The sequence below is a fragment of the Martelella sp. AD-3 genome, from assembly GCF_001578105.1.
Classification (GTDB): domain Bacteria; phylum Pseudomonadota; class Alphaproteobacteria; order Rhizobiales; family Rhizobiaceae; genus Martelella.
In genome coordinates this window covers 1,306,974-1,325,599 of sequence record NZ_CP014275.1, presented here as the reverse complement: position 1 = coordinate 1,325,599, position 18,626 = coordinate 1,306,974, and the positions used below count along the sequence as shown (strand labels likewise).

Here is an 18,626-nt window from a genome sequence, read left to right as displayed (position 1 = left end):
TCGGCGAAAGCGGATTCGGAAACGCCCTCGCCGATCTCTGCCCGCATCAGTTTTTGACGCGGACGTAAACGGTCGTTGCGGCGGCTGGCGCAGCGGCCACGGCATGGCCGACAAGCGTGTTGCCCTCGCTCGTGGCCGAGATTGCCGCGCCATCCCAATAGACGGCCTCACCTTCGCCGAGACTGTCGCCTGCGGCCTTGGGCAGGTCGAAGACGCCTTCGAGCGACACGGCCAGTCTCTGGCCTTCTGCGGCGCTTGTGGTGGCAATGCCAAAGAGCGAACCGAAGAGATGGGCTTGCCCCGAGGCAAGCCCGCCAGCGGGCGCGGTGAGATCGACAATGTTGCCGGGCTGAATGAAGTTCTTCATGGCCTGTAGCCCTTTCGTCCCTGAATGTTGAAGATGCGCGGGTTCGCCTGTGTGGGAACCCCGAGTTCGGCCTGAAGCCTGCGAATGTAGGCTTGCAGGGAAGTGCGGTTTGCAGCGGTGTAGGTGATGCTCTCGCCGTCATAAGAGAGCGTGACGGCGCTCTGGCCGATTTCGAGCTTGTGCAGCGCCTGCTTTGCTTCGCTGAGTTGGGCCTGAAGCTCTGTGCGCTCGTCCACTGCCATCAGCCTGCCGCCTCAGTGTGATCGAGCCGGGTCCACGACCGCCATTCCAGCCAGCCGAGGCCGAAGTCCTGCCGGATCTTGAAGTCGATGGCGTCGGTGTCGAAGTTCTGGCGGCTATCGGTGAAGGGCGCCTCATTGCCGCGCAGCAGCACACGGGTCGCCCCGTCCATCTTGGCAGGCTCAGCGACCAGCCAGCTACGCTTTGCGTTGCTGAGACGCGGCTCCGAGACAACCACCAGCTTGCCGGCCAGTGGGTTGATCTCCGCCATATTGGTCGGCGCTGTTGCCAGCACCATACGCACGGCGTCAGCTTCATATTCCGGCGGGACAAGCCAGTGGGTCGGATAGACCCCGATGATCACATCACCCTTGCCCTTCCGGCGCGACATGGAGGAGCGGAAGGCCAGAACCTGCCGGGACTTCTCCAAAAGAAGGTTGATGTCTTGAAGGGCATCGCCAGTGTCGGCCGGATCTTCGAAGATACCAATGTTGCCACGGCTGGCATGGAACACGGCCTTGCCGTCTGCCATCTTCGGGCCTGCCCCGTCATTCTGTTCAAGGAATGCGACCTGCCGGTCGGCAAGGTCAGCGGCAAGCCTGCGGCCATACTTGGACCCCATATCGCCAAGCCTGGAACCGGCATTGATCGAAAGCTCGCGCGATACGGACGTTACCCCGCCAATGGTCGAGACAAAGATCGTCTCGCCGCTCTCATCAACATACGACGCCTTGTAGTGGCCGTTTTCCAGCTTGTCGCCAATGGCAAGCGTCGTCCAGTCAACGAGGCCGGAGGTTTCCTTGTTGAAGGTCTCCACCGTTGTCTCGCCAAAGAGCGTGGCAATCGGGGAGAGAGCGGCTTCATACTCGCGGCGCATGGAGAGATTGAACGTCCCGCCTGCGATGATCGCATAGTCGGCAGTGGCGGCCGCGTTGCGCAGAACCATCGCATCGGAAAGACCGGCGATGTTCTGACCGGCATTGCGCAGGATGCGGCGGGCAAAGGCGGCCTCGCCTTCGGCAAAGACGGCGGAAGCGGCCCCGGTCGGAGCCTGTCCCCGGTTGATGGCGTCAAAAGCATCGATGGCCGCACGGCAAAGAACCTGCGGATTGTCGAGCGTATCTTCATTGTGGTTTCCGGCGCTGCGAACAAGCGGCGCAGTGCCGAGGCTTTCGAGCAGGCCGCGCATGCGGGCTTCATTGTCGCCGCCACGGGAAAGCACGGTGTCAATCGTGGCGTCGGCGATGCCTGCCGAGCGGGCAATCGTGCGCAGCGTTGCGTCATCGAGACCGGCGTTTTCGTTGCCGGTCTGCGTTTCTGTTTCCATGGTGTCCATCCTCACAAAGGCGTTTGCGTCTGCCGGGTTGATGACAAGCGAACCCTCAACGAACCGCCCGGCTACGGCGCGTCGCATCGGCTTTCCCGTCTGGCCGTCCTTCGACTTCTGCCAGCGGGAAACGGTGTAGCCGACCGAGAAACCCGTCTGCGCACCGTCCTTCAGGTTGGCGGCAAGGGCGTCATTGTCGGCACGGCCGGAAAGCACGGCATCGGCAACAAGCGCGCGCCTGCCGTCGATGGTCTCAATCCGGAAGTTGTTCATGCGGCCGACCGTGTCGCGGACACTTTGGGAATGGTCGGTCTGAAGCGGCAGGCTTTCGGGCAGGCCTGCGGCAAAGAAGGCATCGAGGTCGAGCACCTCGATATGATCGCCGCGATCAACCGGCGCTTCGGTGGCAGCAATCACGGTGAAGCTGCGGGTTTCGGGATCGTATGAGTTCGGGCGCGCTTGCGTCCTGCGCATGAGAAGCGTCATTCTTCGATGGCCTCCTGTTCCGGCGCTTTGGCCTTGGCTGCTTTTGGGGTGAAGGTGTCGGCGGCGATCTCGGCCTCGACGGTCTCGAAGTCGCGGCCCCGGCCTTCGATGACTTCCTTGCGGCTCTTCAGACCGGCATCGACCAGATCGATATCCGCCTGCGCTTCCTTCATCGGGTCGACCTGCGGCCATGAGGGCTCGATCCATTCGGGATCCTCGATCTCGGCCGAGAGATTGCCGCGCAGCGCTTCAATGGCCCGCCAGCGGCGATAGAGCGGCACCAGAAAGCCGTCGATGATCAGAAGGGTGCGACGGGCGTCCGCCTTGCGCCGTGCCGTCAGGGCACCGCCCCGGAAGCTCGAATAGTTCACGCCCTCAAGATCGCCGATCAGATCCTCGTAGGTGCAGCCGATGGCAGCGGCCACCTGCCGGTAAAGGATCTTGAGGAAGGCAGGCAGATCGCCCGCCTCGCCGCCTTCGGCCATGTCAACGCTTTCGCCGGGATTGAGGCGAACCGTTGCCCCCGGCTCCATCGAGGGCTTCACATCGCCGCTGAAGACATCCGAGCCGTCCGGCGTGGTCAGGAAAGCGGTAAAGAGTGCTGCCACCTGAAGCTTCTTCAGACCGGCATCGACGGCAATGCTGGCCGTGTTCAGAACCGGCAGAACCGAGACCAGCGGGGAAATGCCGCGCGTCTGGCCGGGAAACTCCCGTTCGAAGATATGCAGCACGTTCGCTGCCTCGAAGCGCTGCGAGGGACGATAGACGCCAAAGGGATCGTCCGGCGACTGCGGCAGGATCCAGTAAGCGACGATGCGGTCGAATTCATCGAATTCAACGCCTGCGATGATCACCCGGCCATTGCCGAGGTCTTCGCTCTTTGCCCGTTCCAGCTGATCGGGGTGCAGCATCTGGACGGATACCTCGCCCTCAAGGGTGCGCATCAGTGCCAGCGCTTCGCCGTAGACGGCCCAGGAGCGGGCCACGGCGCGTTGCAGCGAAAGCAGGCTCTGTTCTTCGGAAGGATCGAAGCGGCGGCTGTTGAAGCCTTTGGCAATCTCTGCATCCGAATGCTTCAGGCGAACGCCGTCACCGACCAGCATGGAAACCATGATCTCGACGGCGGAGCGGACAACCGGATCGTTCAGATAGAGGCCTGCAACACGCTGGCCGACGATCTGCGTGGACGCACGAATGTCGCGGCTGGCTGACACTGTGCGGGGATCATCAGGCCAGAAGGCCGCAGCGTTCACGCTACGGCCATGCTTTGCGTCTGTTTTGTTCCTCTTATGAAAGAGTTTTCTAATATAGGATGCCATCAGCTTATCTATTCGCTCCCGTTATGACCGGTCGGCTTAGTGGTTGGCTTGAAGCGCTTCGAACAGGTCCTGGATGCTCATTCGGTCAAGCGCAGCGGGATTGACCAAATCGCCCAACTTGATGATCTGGAGCGAGAACAGAACCGATTTGTAGATCTCGAACAGGTCGAGGAAGCTTGCGGCATTCCAGCCGATCCGGTTGCGGTTGTCGGCCGTCTTGAGAACCGTCTTAAGCGGCACCATGATCGGGTAGAACTCGACCGAAACCTCAGCATCTTCGTGTTCGTCGGCGTCATCATCACTCATGATCACGGCGACGCTGTGCTTCAGAACCCGGTCAATCCAGTCATCCTCGGCCTTATGCCCCCTCGCCGCCTTGTCCATGGCCTCGAAGCGCGGCAGGAGGGCCATGGCTGCCCTGATCGCAAACTTGGCCTGAGCGCCTTGTGCGATCAGACCTTTGACGGCCGTGGCCGTGCAGATGTCAGCGACGGAATAATAGCTCCAGCCCTTTTCCTGTTTTGTGCGCGGAAACAGGCCATTGCGGATCCGCCATTTGTTGAACGTGATCTGCTTCACACCCACCACTTCGATCATGGTGGAGAGGGGATAGATATATTCGGGGGCAGTCTGCTTCGGTTCCATGGGTGCATTAAAACCACATCCGAACAAAAAATACCAGTGTATTATTTTATCTTATTTCGTACCATTAACTTCAAACTGGTTATCTCAGGTCGCTCTTCGCAGGACAAAATCTTGATAGACCAGCAACGGCGCGGCGCGATTCGCTGCCCGGCGTCCAAGTTTTGCCGTCAGCAGGTCGGTCGCTACACGGACACCGCTTTGATCGAAGCCGTAATGGTAGCTCCATTCCTGCGGTCCGGTATCTGCGGTTCTGTGAACGTTGGCCTGATCGAATTCTTCGGTCCAGCCGCAAAACGGCTCGTGTTCATCGCCGTTGATTTCGAGATCGCGGTCATACGTTGCGCCAGCAAGCCCTGACGTTGTCCAGCCAAGCCAAGGCTCGTATTCGGAATTGTCGATTTCCCGCTCGTCATCGCAGGACATGGCGTTGTTGGAGAACTGCCCCTGATTGGGCCATCCGTTCACCGGTTCGTCGCTGCCGTCGTCTTCGTCGTCCGCCTCGCCGTCATAGGCATCGAGGATCATCAGCAGGTTTTCGACCGCGTCCTCGATCTTGCGCTTCAGCTCCGGGGTGAGCTCTGTAATGCGGACGTAGTTGTCCTGTTCGCGAAAATGAGTGCTCATTCGCGTTGCTCCGTTGTCAATAATCCGAATTCAGTGCATTGTTACGATAGCTTCGCATATTCAGTTCGTCAATACGAAATCGGTACAATGATATGATATTGCCTATCCAATGCAAAATGGCTCGTGCAGCTGTTGGCTGGGGGGTTCGCGACCTCGCCAAGAACGCAGGTGTTTCAGCCGACACGGTTTCACGTTTTGAACGAGGCGAAGAGCTACTGCCTCGAACGCTTGAAGCCATTAAACAGGCTTTAGAAGGAGCTGGAATCGTTTTTCTAAATGACGATGGCAAGTCGCCAGGCGTGCGGCTACGCAAGACAGAATGAGGAGGAAAGAATGGAGTTGAGCGAATATATTAGCAAAAGCCTAAAAGAAATACTCAGAGGTATAAATGAAGCGCAAAACAGTGATGGAGGTGAGAATATAAATGCGAAGAAAAACACGATCTGGAATACGGATCAGCTTTTCGATGCCGGTGAGTACGGCATGTTCACTAGAGTTGACTTCGATATTGCGGTATCGGCAGAAACCGAAGGAGCTGGAAGTGGCGGCCTAAGAGTATTTGGTCTTGGGGTTGACGCAAGTGCAGAGCATAGACGTGGCGCGGCGAACAGGCTTACATTTAGTGTCCCCGTTCGCCTTCCATTCGGAGACGTTGAAAAGGCCCAAAAAATAGATGAGCACAGAAATGACGAGTATCTAAAAGCAAAAGAGAGGTGGCGCGGCAGACCTAGCTTCAGGTAAAAGACCTTTTTGAGCTCATGTCTATTTTCGCTCTTTGGCTCAAAGCCATTGGATGACATCGTTCATAGATGGCCTATCGCAAAGAACGAAATTCACACGATGGATATTTCTATGCTATTCTTTATAAAGAAAAAGATAGCTCTAGTGATGTTCTTCTTCAGATCCCAAAGGAGAAGGTCACTAGTCAACCCGATAGTTTTTCTTAGACCAGATCAACTTGTTGATTTGGACCTCGATCTATATGAGCCAGAGAATGGCAACATACTACTAGACAAGAAACTAGCCGACGAGATGCATACTGTGAGCATCAGAATCGCGTCATTCAACAATAAACTTTTCTTGGTATCGTCTTCTCTTTTTATTTTTTCTCTACTTAAGGTTTACGGTGTTGAGCTGGGGTTAAATGTATTTGGATTTCACGTTTCCGACTTCCCCGGGGCGCTTGAATTGATATTAGTCATCAACACTATTATAGGAATAATATGTATCAACAATGATAATAAAATGTTCATTTTGAACTCGTATATAAATCATATAATAAATAAAAAACTGGAGCCAGAGCTATACACTTATTACAAAATAAAATATGATAGAAGTTACATTCAAGGATTTTACCATCCTTTTAACTTGCCACATATAACATTCAACTCATTATCACTTTCTATAAATTCAGCTATTCTAGTTATTTTTCTGGTGTCTATATTCATATTTTATATTATATCATTTTATTTTACATTCGTCGTATTGAATTATGTCTGGATTCACGAGAGTCTGAAAATCTATTCGAAAGTAATCGTCGGTATCGTAGCTTTTTCGATGTTATCATCGACGGTGTTTTTTTTAATCACACGACTTCCAATTCCATACCGAGATTATACCAGCAATCAAGTGATCCAAGTATTTGAGCAATTGCGCCCAGACATAGCCGCCCAAATCCGGTCGGAAATATATGCCGAGTTTCTTAGGCAGGAACAACAAGATCGTGATTCCATGGTCGAGAAGGGGTATCTCAAACCAAATTAGCCAATCTATCGCAGCCAACGGCTTCGCACCACCCGCTGCTCTTCCTGCCGCGTCTGCGGCTGATCATGCCTCAGATCATCCGCCCTCTGAAGCCAGTTCACGTTAACCAACTGCCGAGCCGCGAAGCCATAGACAACGCAGTCCAGCGCCTCAGCCGCCCGACCGGGTATCCGTTCAAACCGTCGGGACGGCTGACCGCGCGAATAGCGCACCACAAGCCGCTCACTAGCAAGCTGTTCAAACCAGACAGGCGGCAGGTCATTCGCAAAGCGGATCGTGCGCCCACGGGCGAGCCTCGCCACGATATGCGCCTTCAGGCCATCGACCCCCACCAGAAACAGATTGCCGCCGCGCTTGGTCTTGGAGCGCTCGATCCATTGCCGGTTACCGGCAACACCCTTGCCCGCAACGATCTTGCGCCGATAGCGCGGAAAACAGAAGGCATAGACCCGCTCCATAGTCTCGCCGTCGCCGCTATCGACCACAGCGGCATCAAGCCCCATGCGTCCGCCAAGGGCATGCGGCCAGCGTGTCGAGAGAAGGCTTTCCAGTTCGGCCCATGTTTCCTCGTCATGCGGGCTACCCCAGATGACACGATGCCCGAGAACCAGACACTCGCCCGCTTCCGTCCATCCCAGGAAAGAAATCTCAAGCCGGTCTCTCTGGACGTCAACGCCCGCTGTGAGCGCAAGAGCCTCTTGCGGGACCGGTTCAAGCCCGAAGGCTTCGCGGCGGCTGTAGAGGTCGTTCTCGTCCAGTTCCTCGCCTGCCTCGTTCCAACCTTCGGCAAGAATGGTGTTTGTGAACACCTGCAAGAGCGCCGGGTCATCCTTGGCGGCAAGAAACTCCTTCGCCAGTTTGGCCCATGAGGCGTTCGCCAGAAGCGACACGAGCGCGTTGAGGCGGAAACCCGCGTGATCGGTTACTTCGGGCTGTGTGGCGCGCCAGCGGCCGTCTGAGACCATTTGTGGCTTCCACCGTTCCTCGATCTCGCAGCCGCATGAAGGGCAGTGATAGGCGGCGCGCTCCGGTTCGCCCTCGGGCCACTGGATATCCTTCCACTGGATCTCGTGGAACCCGCCGCATTCCGGGCACGGAACCTCAAACACCCGCTTGTCGGATTGCTCATAGGAGCGCAGCACGTGGCTTGTGTTGGCATAGACCGGCGTTGAACCGATCACGATCTTGCGGTCGGCAAAGGACAGGGTGCGCCGTTCGGCCAGGAGGATCGGCGAGCCTTCCGCGCCGTTCTCCATCCCGTCCACCTCATCGCAAAGCAGAACGCGGACATTGTGACGGCGCAGGTTACGCGGTGCCTTGGCGGCAACCACCTTCAGAGAGCCGCCCGGAAAGCGCCTTGCCATGAGCGTGTTGCGCTCGCCGTCACTGCCGCCACGAGCCAGAAGCCCGATCAGGTCCGGCGAGGCGTTGAAGATCGGCTCGATATCCGAAACCATGTAGTCGCGGCAATCCGCTTCTGTCGGCAAAAGGCAGAGGATCGGCGAAGGGTCATTCGCGATATACCCGGCAAGGGCGCCGGTCAGCAGCGTTGTGAAGCCGACGCGGACGGGCTTGACCAGCGTGACGCGCTCGATCAGCGGATCACCGATGGCGTCGGCAATATCGCGCTGGAAGGGCCAGAGGCGCACGGAACCGGGCAGCGCCGACACGTCATCGGGCAGCATGATCGTTTCCTCGATCCAGTCCGAAAGCCTGCGCTTCGGCGGCGGCATCAAGGCAGCAAGAGCGCTTTTGCGAACGTTCGCAAGGGTGTCAGTCGTCATTGGCGAGATCCTCAAGAGCGCGGCGGAGTTCGTTGTCGAAGGCTTCGACGTCATGCGGGGTCAGATGCGGCAGAAGCTGGCGGACACGGGAGGGAACGGCGAGGACGCCAGCGCGGACCTTGCGCAACACTGCCGCCCATTCCCGCTCGACGTCGGAAGCGTGAACCAGTTCCTTGCGCAGGATGGCATTCTTGATCTCGGCGGCGTCGGCCTGTTCCTTCGCCAGCCGGGCGCGCTCTGCGGTGAGCGAGGTCTTTTGCTTTTCCTCGCCGAACAGCGTCGGCCCTTTGGCGTGAGAGGCGGCGCGGGTGTGGTTGATGTTCTCGGAGATCCAGAGCTTGCCGCGCGCTACATCGATCTTGCCGTCAGCCTCGACCGGAAGGCCCTGCTTGACCATCTGCGAGATGCGCCCAGGCGAAACCTCGACAAACTTTGCAAAGGCCGATTTCGAAAGGCTTCTCGGCATCTGCGAGAGCGCCGGATCGGCGGTATTGCTATGCGTTTCCTGCATACCCATTCCAAACTAACCAATTGTTTTTAGGTATAAAATTTACTCTCAGTGACTGAAATCGCGGGGTGCCAAATACCCGCATCAGGGCCTAAAGGAAGGACCCGAGCGCGGTCTCTGGCTGGCCTGTCCGCCCTCTCTGCCCTGTCATCGCGCCGCAATCCTCAGGACGTTGCCCGCCTCGCTGATCGCTTCCTCCCTCAGCGCTGCATCAAGCCGCTCAAGGAAGCCGTCAAAGCCCTTCGGGCCGCAGTCGGGGAAATGGACCAACTGATCCTGCGCAGGCGGCAGCGGCCAGCCTCTCTTGCGATAGACCGCCGCCCATTCACGCCACAGGCGGTTCTCCTTCGAGGCTGCAACGGGTTCCATCTCATAAGCCAGATCATCGAAAGCCTCTGCCCAGCGCTCGGGGTTACCGAGGTTCTCATAGACGTTCGGCCATCCATGGTTCGCTTGGTGATCCATCAGCCACTCGGGCCTTGGGTCTCTGCGAACGATAGGCGGTGGTGGTGGCAGTGGCCCCGGTCCCTTCATCAAGGCAGACAGCACTGCAACCGCCGCTGCCGCCGGTGTGATGTGATGAGAATGCAACCTACTCCCTTCATCCCGAGCCTTCTGCTCTTCGGCTGGCTGTTGCGGGAGCGATGTGATTTCGGCTTCCGCGCGCGCGCCTAACTCAAAGGGTTCATTCAAAGATTTATTCAAAGAGTTTGTAGGAAACTGGCTTCTACCTTTTGCACCTTCAGATTTCCACGTTTCGGACGTCGGATTTCCACCTTTCGCAGCGTCAATTTCATCGTCCTGCACAAAACGTGGAAATGTGTTTCCACCTTTTTCAGGGAGGATTTCGGGCTGTTCTTGCTGCTCTGAGCGCTTCAAAACAGCGAAGTAAGTCAACGTGCAGTTGCGCCCGCCCTTGCCCTTGGTCTTCAGATGACCGCGCTTGGCAAGCAGGCGGACAGCGCTCTGGACTGTGCGCTCCGTACAGCCGACTTTCTCCGCCAGCGTGGCATAACTCGGCCATGCGCTGAAAATGCCGCTGTCGTTGAAGCGCTGGCGATTGAAGTGCTTGGAGATGAAGAAAGCGACATTGGTGGCCGCGCTCTTGCTCAGGGCCTCATCCTCGAAGACCTGATCGAGCCATGTCAGGCGCAGGCGGGTGTAGTCGTCAACGCTCATGCCTGCCTCCCCTGCTCGACCTCACGGCCCAGCTTGGCCGCTCCGCTGGCCTCAAGGGCGCTCAGCTGGAAGCGTTCAGTCAGGGCTGAAATGATCGCACTGCCGACCTCAGAGCACTTCTTATGAAGCGACTGCGTAAGTTTCGAACTTGGGTGATTCGCAGGCTGAAAACGTGAGACACTGGAAATTGAAAAACACTGTTTTCGTTGATCTTTTTCTTTTGTCTCAAATGCCCGTAAGCGCTTGGTTCCTTTTGCAGCAGGCGGTTTCTCATCGCCCACCATCCCTTCCCAGCCAAGACTTTCTTTTTTGCCTCGCCGGATTCAGTTTCGGCTTGTGGTGATTGATTTCAATCGTTTGCTCTCAGACTTCACCGTCGGAGACGGCGAACTCTTGAGGTTTTCCGAGCTTCGCGGCGGCCCTCGCCTTCGGAGGCGCTGACGACGCATAATATTAGCAAATCAAACGCTTAGCAGAGATGCTTTGGCGGCAACAAGCCAGCAAGCCAAACAGCCCTTCAGTCGTGTATTTTTCTCAGCGTTAACAATAAATTACATTGTTATAATACCTTGATTGCGCTGCCATTCGGGATTATACTTTGCCATATCGGGAGAGGAACCGAACATGGCTCGCTACAAATGTACCGATTGCATGATGGTGCAGGATACTGGGCGCGTTTGCCGCCGTTGCGGCAGCTACAGTCTCGCTGCGCTGGAAACGCATAGCGGAAGCGCGGTCGAGAAAGAGCAGCACACGCAAATGCCCGCCGCGGCGTCGTTCAACATGCCGGTGTGGATCTCCTTTTTCGGGATCGCCATACTGACGAGCTACCTGCTGATCTTCCACATGTAGCTGGCCTGCGGCAGCCAGCGCGCGACGGCAAACCGCGAATGATCATCGAGGACGGTGAGCGGATGGCACCAGTCCCCCGAGACGAGTTGAAAACGTCCTTTGAAGTCCATCTGCCACAGCAGGTTTGGCGCTTCGCGCGCGAAACGTCCAGAAGCCGGTGCCGCGCCCTCGGATGTTGCGTTCCGTTTGTGACCGACCAGGATAGCATGGACGGTGGAGGCCGCCGGCGGATCGATCCCCGAACGCTCCGGCATGCACGCAATCTTGCGGGCACCCCAGGCCGGATGCGCATAGCGCACCGCCTGCTCAACCGCCCGATCGGCGCGCCGCGGACTGCTGTGCGGATGTCGATCCTGCGCCACCTCGCAGGACCTGACTCGCTTCAATCAGATATAGCCCGTCTGGCAAGATATCCTCAAGCGCGGGCACAATTGCGAAACATTCGCGCCCTCAAGCGCACAAAGCCGGCAAAACGCCAACCGTCGATCCACCACAGACTTCGCCTCCCACCCCATCCCAACATCCCAGATTACTATCCGGAAAGTGCCAGGCGAACATCTGTCAGGTAAGTATCAAGGCCGTACAGCAAGCGCGAGCATGACGGCCGGGAATTGGAGCAGGCTTTGTCAACACACTGAGCCGCCTGAAGCGGCTGCCGGCCCTTGTCCGGCACCCCGCAAAGCACCGCATCCGCCAGACAGACCCGGAGCAGTCGGCGGGACCGGCCTCGTGCGCCCCGACATGCGCCCTGAAACCGGCTGCCGCCCCGGGGCCGCCGGATCTGGAAAAATGCTTCGCGCGCGGGAGACCCGGCGTCTGCGATGCGGCGATGCGGGCGCGCAAGGTCCGAAAGAAAACCGGCGAGACCGACAAAGCGCCAAAGGGCTTCCGCCTGTTGAGAAAGCCCGGCCTGTTCTTCGGCTGGATCGCCCTTGCCTGTTCACGTCTGTCGTGAAGGCGTCGGTCGTTCGGCGGGCGGGCCGGCCGGTTCGCACACAGTCGCCAAACGACAGGGGATGGCACAGAAGGGCGCGTTTTCCGATCGGCGCGAGCGCCGCATCGGTCGCCGCCAGGCAGGCACGCGCCTCAGCCCGCCCATGCGTCACCGCCAAGAAACGGGCGCTGTGGGAAAGGGTCTGGCATTCGGCAGCACGAAGCTTCCGACGAGTCCGGTCAGGCGACGGACCCGGTCAGGCCGTGCGGTGTTTCTCACCGTCGGAAAACAGCGACCGGCCGTTCTGGTCGACGATCTGCTTGCCCTTCTTCAGGCTCCACTCGATGGCTTCGTCCTGGGAGGCGAACAGATCGGCCCGGATGAAGGTGCGAACCAGCGTTTCCTCGCCCACTTCCTTTTCGATCCGGCCCTGGAGCCGGTACTGCGCGCCTTCCTTCACCGGCTCGGCGAAGATGATGCAGTCCTCGTGGACGATCGACTTGACGGCCTGCTCGTTCTCCTGACCGCCGCCGGCGCCGCCGGAAAACAAAGAACCGAGCTTCGAGAAAAACGATGCCATAAACAAACTCCCTTTTTTAGCGTTCTTAAACGATCGTTCCCGGGTTCGCCAGTCTTGCGCGGGTCTTTGGACCGCGACAAAGCTTCTTCCCCGCGCTCAGATGATCAGATTGGCCAGGATCTCGTTTTCGGTGATATCCTGATATCTGAGGCCGCTTTCCGTCATCTTTTCAAACAAGGCGGCGAAATTTTCCGGCTTCGCGGTTTCGATGCCGATCAGGATCGAGCCGAAATTGCGCGCCGATTTCTTCAGATATTCGAAACGGGCGATATCATCCTGCGGGCCGAGAAGGTTGAGGAAATCCTTGAGCGCCCCCGGGCGCTGCGGCAGCCGCAGGATGAAATATTTCTTGAGCCCCGCATGGCGCATCGCCCGCTCCTTGACGTCCGGAAGCCGGTCGAAGTCGAAATTGCCGCCGGAGACCAGAACGACGATCCTGCGGCCGCGCACCCTCTCCGGCGGCAGCCTGGAAAGCGCGGTCAGCGCCAGCGCCCCCGCCGGCTCCAGCACAACCCCTTCGACATTCAGCATCTCGGTCATCGTCGCGCAGATCGCGTTTTCCGGCACCAGCATCACCTGTTCGGGCGAAAACCGGCCGAGCGCCGCGAAATTGGCGTCGCCGATCCGGGCAACGGCGGCGCCATCGACGAAATTGTCGACCTCGTCCAGCGTCACGATTTCGCCTGCCTCGAGCGAGCGCCTCAGGCTCGGCGCGCCCGCGGGCTCTGCGAAGAGAAAGGCCTCGTCAGCAAGCTGCCCGTTGAAGTAACCGGTAATGCCCGCCGAAAGGCCGCCGCCGCCGACCGGCATGACGATCAGGTCCGGCAGCCTGCCTTCCTCCGGCCATTCGGCCTCGATCTCGGCGGCAACGCTCGCCTGTCCCTCGATGATGTCGGGATCGTCGAAGGGCGGCACCATCACGCCGTCATTCTCTTCGACAAAGGCCTTCGCGGCCGCGTAGCAGACATCGAAGATATCCCCGACAAGCTCGATGCGGATGTGGCCGGCACCGAAAATGCGGGTCTTATCGATCTTCTGCTGCGGCGTCGTCACCGGCATGAAAACAACGCCCTCAACCCCGAAATGGCGGCAGCAATAGGCAAAGCCCTGGGCGTGATTGCCGGCAGAGGCGCAGGCGAACACCCTGTCGCCGCCGCCTTCGGCCATGCGCTTGCGCATGAAGTTGAAGGCGCCGCGCAGCTTGTAGGAGCGCACCGGCGTCAGGTCTTCGCGCTTCAGATAGATGTCGGCCTCGAACGCAGCGCTCAGGTGGGCATTGCGCTGGAGCGGGGTCGGCCCGAACAATTGCCGCAAGGCCGTGGTCGCTTCTCTCACTTCGTCGCGCATTCTTCTGCTTCCCATTGAGTTTGTGCCGCTACACCGCTATGGCATAGATCACGGGTTTGGAAAAACCCCGCTGATGACACAGAGTATGACAGGGTACGGTCTCCTTGAACGCCACTCTATTGCGGTCTGCTTTCTATATCGCGGCCATTTGCGGGATCTACCTTGCCGCCGCCATGTTCGTGCCGGCCATGGCCGACCTCTATTATGCCAATGACGACTGGCAGGTCTTCGCCATCTGCGGCTTCATGGTGGGCGGCACCAGCGTCGTCACCGCCGTCGCCATGCGCGGCAATCCCCCGCCTTTCAGCCGCAGGCTCGGCTTTTTTCTCGTCAACCTCCTGTGGATGACCTTCGCGCTGGTCGGCTCGATCCCGATCTTCCTCGCGCGCGAAGACCTGACCTTCGCCCAGGCGCTGTTCGAGGCCGTCTCGGCCATCACCACCACGGGCTCCACGGTCCTGACAGGCCTGGACGACGCCGCGCCCGGCCTCCTGCTCTGGCGCTCGCTGCTGCAATGGATGGGCGGCATCGGCATCGTCGCCCTCGGGCTCTTCATCCTGCCCTTCCTGCGCATCGGCGGGATGGCCTTCTTCAAGATGGAATCATCGGACACGAGCGACAAGCCCTTCGCCCGCATGGCAAGTTTCACCAGGGCGTTCCTGGCCATCTATGTCGGCATCACCATTGCCTGCGCCGTCTCCTATGACCTGGCAGGCATGTCGCATTTCGATGCCGTCAATCATGCGCTGACGACGGTGGCGACAGGCGGCTTCTCGACGCATGACGCGTCGTTCGGCTATTTCGACAATCCGAGGCTGCTCCTGATCGCAAGCTTCTTCATGACACTGTGCAGCCTGCCCTTCTCTATCCTGATCCTGTTCGTGGTCCGCGGCCGCCTCGATACGCTGCGCGACCCGCAGATCATCCTGTTTCTGTCCTATCTGGCGATAGCGGCCTTCCTTCTGGCGCTCTATATCAGCCTCGACGGGCAAATGGACTTCGTCAACGCGCTGGTCCAGTCGCTGTTCAACGTGTCCTCCATCCTGTCGACCACGGGTTTCGCCAGCACCGACTACACCGCCTGGGGGGCGTTTGCCGTGGTGATGGTCTTCTTCCTCACCTTCATGGGCGGGTGCTCCGGCTCCACAGCCGGCGGCATCAAGTCCTACCGCTTCCTGATTCTCTACAACATGCTGTCCACCGGCATGAAGAAACTGATCTACCCGAATGCCGTCTACTCGATCCGCTACGGCCGTCTGAGCGTCGATTCGGAGACGCAGCGCGCCGTCTCGATGTTCTTCACGGCCTATATTCTTCTGTGGGCCTTCGGCAGCCTCGCCATGGCCGCCTTCGGCTATGACCTGATCACGGCGACATCGGCCGTTCTGACGGCGCTTTCGAATGTCGGCCCGGGTCTCGGCAATATCATCGGCCCCTCCGGCAATTTCTCGAGCTTCGCCGATCCGGAGCTCTACCTTCTGTCGGTGCTGATGCTGCTCGGTCGTCTCGAAATTCTCACCGTCGCCGTCATCCTGATGCCGATGTACTGGCGGGGCTGAAGCGCCGGAAAACCGTGCAGCAGCGGCGGAGAAGCTTCCATTTCGGCCTGAACCGCTTTATTGAGTGGCGAAAAGCGCCGAACGTCGAAAACCAATGCGGGATGCTCTTGTCTCATGACACTTTCCAACACTCAGGCGATCACGCCTGAACTCGTCGAAGCCCACGGACTGAAGCCGGACGAATATGAGCGGGTTCTGGAGCTTATCGGCCGCGAGCCGACCTTCACCGAACTCGGTATCTTCTCCGCGATGTGGAACGAGCACTGCTCCTACAAGTCCTCGAAGCGCTGGCTGAGAACCCTGCCGACCACCGGGCGGCGGGTTATCCAGGGGCCGGGCGAAAATGCCGGCATCGTCGACATCGATGACGGCGACTGCGTCGTCTTCAAGATGGAAAGCCACAATCACCCCTCCTATATCGAGCCCTATCAGGGGGCGGCAACCGGGGTCGGCGGCATATTGCGCGACATCTTTACCATGGGCGCGCGCCCGGTTGCGGCCATGAATGCGCTGCGCTTCGGCGCGCCGGACCATCCCAAGACCCGGCATCTGGTGTCCGGCGTCGTTGCCGGCGTCGGCGGCTACGGCAATTCCTTCGGCGTGCCGACCGTCGGCGGCGAAGTGGAGTTCGACGCCCGCTACAACGGCAATAATCTCGTCAACGCCTTTGCCGCCGGCATCGCCCGCACTGACGCCATCTTCTATTCCGAGGCCAAGGGCGTCGGCCTGCCGGTCGTCTATCTCGGCGCGAAGACCGGTCGCGACGGCGTCGGCGGGGCGACCATGGCATCCGCCGAATTCGACGAGGACATCGAGGAAAAGCGCCCGACCGTGCAGGTCGGCGACCCCTTTACCGAAAAATGCCTGCTGGAAGCCTGCATGGAACTGATGCAGACCGGCGCGGTGATCGCGATCCAGGACATGGGCGCGGCGGGGCTTACCTGTTCGGCCGTCGAAATGGGGGCCAAGGGCAATCTCGGCGTCGAACTCGATCTCGATCGGGTGCCGGTGCGCGAGACCGAGATGACGGCCTACGAGATGATGCTGTCGGAGAGCCAGGAGCGCATGCTGATGGTTCTCGACCCGGAAAAGGAAGAGGAAGCCGAGGCGATCTTCCGCAAATGGGGCCTCGACTTCGCCATCGTCGGCAAGACCACCGATGATTTGCGGTTCCGCGTGCTGCACCAGGGCGAGGAGGTTGCCAACCTGCCGATCAAGGAACTGGGCGACGAGGCGCCGGAATATGACCGTCCCTGGCGCGAGCCGGACAGGCGCGGCGAACTGCCCGCCCATCTCGTCGAGGCGCCGAATGACTACAACGCCGCGCTTCTGAAAATCATCGGCGGCCCGAACCAGTCGAGCCGGCGCTGGGTCTATGAGCAGTATGACACCCTGATCCAGGGCAACTCGCTGCAGATCCCCGGCGGCGATGCCGGCGTCGTGCGCGTCGACGGCCACCCGGTCAAGGCGCTCGCCTTTTCCTGCGACGTGACCCCGCATTACGTCGAGGCCGACCCCTTCGAGGGGGGCAAGCAGGCGGTTGCCGAATGCTGGCGCAACATCACCGCCACCGGCGCGGAGCCGCTGGCGGCAACCGACAATCTCAATTTCGGCAATCCGGAGAAGCCGGAGATCATGGGCCAGTTCGTCAAGGCGATCGAGGGCATCGGCGAGGCCTGCCGCGCGCTCGACTTCCCGATCGTTTCCGGCAACGTCTCGCTTTACAACGAGACCAATGGCGAGGCGATCCTGCCGACGCCCACCATCGGCGGGGTCGGGTTGATTGCAGACTGGCGCAGGATGGCGCGAATCGGCTCCTTTTCGGAAGGCGACCATGTGATTCTCATCGGCGCCGACGGCGACCACCTTGGCGCCACCGCCTATATGCGCGACGTGCTCGGCCTCATCGACGGTCCGGCGCCGGCGGTTGATCTCTATGTCGAGCGCCGCAACGGCAATTTCGTCCGCTCGGCGATCACCAATGGCCAGGTCACCGCCTGCCACGACATTTCCACCGGCGGCCTTGCCGTCACGCTTGCCGAGATGTGCATGGCCGCCGGCAAGGGCATGAAACTGAGCGTCGAACAGGCCCGCGGCCTGCCCCATGCCCTGCTCTTCGGCGAGGATCAGGCCCGCTACGTGATCACGGTGCCCGCCGAATACGGCAACTTCGTCTGCGCTTCGGCGGAAGGCAGCGGCGTGCAGTTCCGCCGTCTCGGCAAGGTCGAGGGTGACGCGCTCGTGATCGACGAGCTGGTTTCCGTCTCCGTCAAGGAGTTGCGCGAGACCCACGAAATGTGGTTCCCTCGCTTCATGTCCGCGGCAGGCGGCAACGGCCCGTCGGCGGAAGAACCGGCGGCAAGCGAGGAGCACTGAACATGGCAATGAGCGCGGGCGAAATCGAAGACATGATCAAGGCAGCCATTCCCGACGCCACGGTCACGATCAGGGATCTGGCGGGCGACGGCGATCATTTCGCCGCCGAGGTCGTGTCGGAAAGCTTCAGGGGCAAGACCAGGGTGCAGCAGCATCAGATGGTCTACGACGCCCTGAAGGGGAATATGGGCGGCGTGCTGCATGCGCTGGCCCTGCAGACATCGGCTCCGCAATAGCGGAGCCCGCCGACGGTTTTTCGACGAATGCCGGCAATGATTGATTTTCGCCGGTTTCACGTGCTTTGGACTTGGCGGTTGTCAATCGATCGATTATATGCTGAAAGCAAATAAACGCTGCGGACCTTGAACCCGTATGTGAAAGGATTGCCCATGAGTGACATCAACACCTACATCAAAAGCGAAGTCGACGGGAACGATGTCGTCGTCTTCATGAAGGGAACCCCGCAGTTTCCGCAGTGCGGTTTCTCCGGACAGGTCGTGCAGATTCTCGACTATCTCGGCGTCGACTACAAAGGCATCAACGTGCTGGCCGACGGCGATCTGCGTCAGGGAATCAAGGATTACCCCAACTGGCCGACCATTCCCCAGCTTTACGTGAAGGGCGAGTTCGTCGGCGGCTGTGATATCGTGCGCGAGATGTTCCAGGCCGGAGAGCTGCAGGAACATCTGTCCTCCAAGGGCGTGGCGGTGCGCGGCGCGGCATAGGCGCCGGTCA

Annotated in this window: 20 protein-coding genes; 7 read left to right on the top strand and 13 right to left on the bottom strand. The window is 59.4% G+C overall.

From position 1 onward, the window contains the following. Positions 1-46: 46 nt before the first annotated feature. The 6 genes from AZF01_RS06125 to AZF01_RS06100 form a co-directional block, all read right to left on the bottom strand. On the bottom strand, positions 47-367 hold the full coding sequence (locus AZF01_RS06125; protein ID WP_024705974.1) for a DUF2190 family protein: 321 nt from the start codon (positions 365-367) through the stop codon (positions 47-49). Continuing rightward, positions 364-609 carry a gpW family head-tail joining protein gene (gene gpW, locus AZF01_RS06120; RefSeq protein WP_036235351.1) on the bottom strand — a complete coding sequence of 82 codons (246 nt, stop codon included), beginning with the start codon at positions 607-609 and terminating at the stop codon, positions 364-366. Before gpW ends, AZF01_RS06125 begins: the two co-directional genes overlap by 4 nt. Next, positions 609-2,420 (bottom strand): hypothetical protein, encoded by a 1,812-nt coding sequence (locus tag AZF01_RS06115; RefSeq protein ID WP_024705976.1) that lies wholly within the window; start codon positions 2,418-2,420, stop codon positions 609-611. Before AZF01_RS06115 ends, gpW begins: the two co-directional genes overlap by 1 nt. Then, a complete protein-coding gene (locus tag AZF01_RS06110; protein ID WP_244435476.1) occupies positions 2,417-3,634 on the bottom strand; it encodes a phage portal protein in 1,218 nt (405 codons plus the stop codon). The genes AZF01_RS06115 and AZF01_RS06110 overlap by 4 nt, the downstream gene beginning before the upstream one ends. 141 nt (positions 3,635-3,775) lie before the next feature. Then, complete coding sequence (locus AZF01_RS06105; RefSeq protein ID WP_024705978.1) at positions 3,776-4,384, bottom strand: hypothetical protein; 609 nt, start codon at positions 4,382-4,384, stop codon at positions 3,776-3,778. An 84-nt stretch (positions 4,385-4,468) separates the two neighbouring features. Beyond that, the gene (locus tag AZF01_RS06100; RefSeq protein ID WP_024705979.1) at positions 4,469-5,008 is read right to left on the bottom strand and encodes a hypothetical protein; all 540 of its coding nucleotides are present in this window, start codon (positions 5,006-5,008) and stop codon (positions 4,469-4,471) included. Between the two features lie 92 nt (positions 5,009-5,100). On the opposite strand from AZF01_RS06100, the gene AZF01_RS23390 reads away from it, so the two are divergent. Together AZF01_RS23390 and AZF01_RS23855 are read left to right on the top strand one after the other, a co-directional pair. Then, positions 5,101-5,331 (top strand): helix-turn-helix domain-containing protein, encoded by a 231-nt coding sequence (locus AZF01_RS23390; RefSeq protein WP_371260671.1) that lies wholly within the window; start codon positions 5,101-5,103, stop codon positions 5,329-5,331. Between the two features lie 10 nt (positions 5,332-5,341). Further along, on the top strand, positions 5,342-5,749 hold the full coding sequence (locus tag AZF01_RS23855) for a hypothetical protein (protein WP_152534399.1): 408 nt from the start codon (positions 5,342-5,344) through the stop codon (positions 5,747-5,749). A gap of 1,028 nt (positions 5,750-6,777) precedes the next feature. Here the strand turns inward: AZF01_RS23855 and AZF01_RS06085 are convergent. The 4 genes from AZF01_RS06085 to AZF01_RS23850 form a co-directional block, all read right to left on the bottom strand. Continuing rightward, positions 6,778-8,556, bottom strand: coding sequence for a phage terminase large subunit family protein (locus AZF01_RS06085; RefSeq protein ID WP_024705982.1), 1,779 nt, complete (start codon positions 8,554-8,556; stop codon positions 6,778-6,780). After that, the gene (locus AZF01_RS06080) at positions 8,546-9,067 is read right to left on the bottom strand and encodes a DNA packaging protein (RefSeq protein ID WP_024705983.1); all 522 of its coding nucleotides are present in this window, start codon (positions 9,065-9,067) and stop codon (positions 8,546-8,548) included. Before AZF01_RS06080 ends, AZF01_RS06085 begins: the two co-directional genes overlap by 11 nt. 144 nt (positions 9,068-9,211) lie before the next feature. After that, positions 9,212-10,243: a helix-turn-helix domain-containing protein gene (locus tag AZF01_RS06075; protein ID WP_024705984.1), complete on the bottom strand. Its 1,032-nt coding sequence runs from the start codon at positions 10,241-10,243 to the stop codon at positions 9,212-9,214. Then, the gene (locus AZF01_RS23850) at positions 10,240-10,524 is read right to left on the bottom strand and encodes a hypothetical protein (RefSeq protein ID WP_152534400.1); all 285 of its coding nucleotides are present in this window, start codon (positions 10,522-10,524) and stop codon (positions 10,240-10,242) included. Before AZF01_RS23850 ends, AZF01_RS06075 begins: the two co-directional genes overlap by 4 nt. A gap of 343 nt (positions 10,525-10,867) precedes the next feature. Between AZF01_RS23850 and AZF01_RS06070 the strand changes: the two genes are divergently transcribed. Next, positions 10,868-11,095 carry a hypothetical protein gene (locus AZF01_RS06070; RefSeq protein ID WP_024705985.1) on the top strand — a complete coding sequence of 76 codons (228 nt, stop codon included), beginning with the start codon at positions 10,868-10,870 and terminating at the stop codon, positions 11,093-11,095. Here AZF01_RS06070 and AZF01_RS06065 read toward each other — a convergent pair. The 3 genes from AZF01_RS06065 to ilvA form a co-directional block, all read right to left on the bottom strand. Next, the gene (locus AZF01_RS06065; RefSeq protein WP_024705986.1) at positions 11,071-11,457 is read right to left on the bottom strand and encodes a hypothetical protein; all 387 of its coding nucleotides are present in this window, start codon (positions 11,455-11,457) and stop codon (positions 11,071-11,073) included. The two genes, AZF01_RS06070 and AZF01_RS06065, sit on opposite strands and share 25 nt — an antisense overlap. A gap of 828 nt (positions 11,458-12,285) precedes the next feature. Continuing rightward, entirely contained in the window at positions 12,286-12,609 is a 324-nt protein-coding gene (locus AZF01_RS06060) for an HlyU family transcriptional regulator (RefSeq protein WP_024705987.1), read from the bottom strand. 96 nt (positions 12,610-12,705) lie between these two features. Continuing rightward, positions 12,706-13,956: a threonine ammonia-lyase gene (ilvA, locus tag AZF01_RS06055; RefSeq protein WP_024705988.1), complete on the bottom strand. Its 1,251-nt coding sequence runs from the start codon at positions 13,954-13,956 to the stop codon at positions 12,706-12,708. Positions 13,957-14,060: 104 nt separating this feature from the next. Between ilvA and AZF01_RS06050 the strand changes: the two genes are divergently transcribed. The 4 genes from AZF01_RS06050 (at position 14,061) to grxD (ending at position 18,616) form a co-directional block, all read left to right on the top strand. Then, positions 14,061-15,515, top strand: a complete 1,455-nt coding sequence (locus AZF01_RS06050; protein WP_024705989.1) for a TrkH family potassium uptake protein — start codon at positions 14,061-14,063, stop codon at positions 15,513-15,515. A gap of 114 nt (positions 15,516-15,629) precedes the next feature. Continuing rightward, positions 15,630-17,891, top strand: coding sequence for a phosphoribosylformylglycinamidine synthase subunit PurL (purL, locus tag AZF01_RS06045; RefSeq protein WP_061449644.1), 2,262 nt, complete (start codon positions 15,630-15,632; stop codon positions 17,889-17,891). A gap of 2 nt (positions 17,892-17,893) precedes the next feature. Beyond that, a complete protein-coding gene (locus AZF01_RS06040) occupies positions 17,894-18,127 on the top strand; it encodes a BolA/IbaG family iron-sulfur metabolism protein (RefSeq protein WP_036237030.1) in 234 nt (77 codons plus the stop codon). Positions 18,128-18,280: 153 nt separating this feature from the next. Continuing rightward, a complete protein-coding gene (gene grxD / locus AZF01_RS06035) occupies positions 18,281-18,616 on the top strand; it encodes a Grx4 family monothiol glutaredoxin (protein WP_024708014.1) in 336 nt (111 codons plus the stop codon). The last annotated feature ends 10 nt before the right edge of the window (positions 18,617-18,626 follow it).

Bases quoted from the DNA above. Each gene is read 5' to 3' on its own strand.
- AZF01_RS06125 (WP_024705974.1), bottom strand. From the start codon at position 367: ATGAAGAACTTCATTCAGCCCGGCAACATTGTCGATCTCACCGCGCCC.
- gpW (WP_036235351.1), bottom strand. From the start codon at position 609: ATGGCAGTGGACGAGCGCACAGAGCTTCAGGCCCAACTCAGCGAAGCA.
- AZF01_RS06115 (WP_024705976.1), bottom strand. From the start codon at position 2,420: ATGACGCTTCTCATGCGCAGGACGCAAGCGCGCCCGAACTCATACGAT.
- AZF01_RS06105 (WP_024705978.1), bottom strand. From the start codon at position 4,384: ATGGAACCGAAGCAGACTGCCCCCGAATATATCTATCCCCTCTCCACC.
- AZF01_RS06100 (WP_024705979.1), bottom strand. From the start codon at position 5,008: ATGAGCACTCATTTTCGCGAACAGGACAACTACGTCCGCATTACAGAG.
- AZF01_RS23390 (WP_371260671.1), top strand. From the start codon at position 5,101: ATGATATTGCCTATCCAATGCAAAATGGCTCGTGCAGCTGTTGGCTGG.
- AZF01_RS23855 (WP_152534399.1), top strand. From the start codon at position 5,342: ATGGAGTTGAGCGAATATATTAGCAAAAGCCTAAAAGAAATACTCAGA.
- AZF01_RS06085 (WP_024705982.1), bottom strand. From the start codon at position 8,556: ATGACGACTGACACCCTTGCGAACGTTCGCAAAAGCGCTCTTGCTGCC.
- AZF01_RS06080 (WP_024705983.1), bottom strand. From the start codon at position 9,067: ATGCAGGAAACGCATAGCAATACCGCCGATCCGGCGCTCTCGCAGATG.
- AZF01_RS06075 (WP_024705984.1), bottom strand. From the start codon at position 10,243: ATGAGCGTTGACGACTACACCCGCCTGCGCCTGACATGGCTCGATCAG.
- AZF01_RS06070 (WP_024705985.1), top strand. From the start codon at position 10,868: ATGGCTCGCTACAAATGTACCGATTGCATGATGGTGCAGGATACTGGG.
- AZF01_RS06060 (WP_024705987.1), bottom strand. From the start codon at position 12,609: ATGGCATCGTTTTTCTCGAAGCTCGGTTCTTTGTTTTCCGGCGGCGCC.
- ilvA (WP_024705988.1), bottom strand. From the start codon at position 13,956: ATGCGCGACGAAGTGAGAGAAGCGACCACGGCCTTGCGGCAATTGTTC.
- purL (WP_061449644.1), top strand. From the start codon at position 15,630: ATGACACTTTCCAACACTCAGGCGATCACGCCTGAACTCGTCGAAGCC.
- AZF01_RS06040 (WP_036237030.1), top strand. From the start codon at position 17,894: ATGGCAATGAGCGCGGGCGAAATCGAAGACATGATCAAGGCAGCCATT.
- grxD (WP_024708014.1), top strand. From the start codon at position 18,281: ATGAGTGACATCAACACCTACATCAAAAGCGAAGTCGACGGGAACGAT.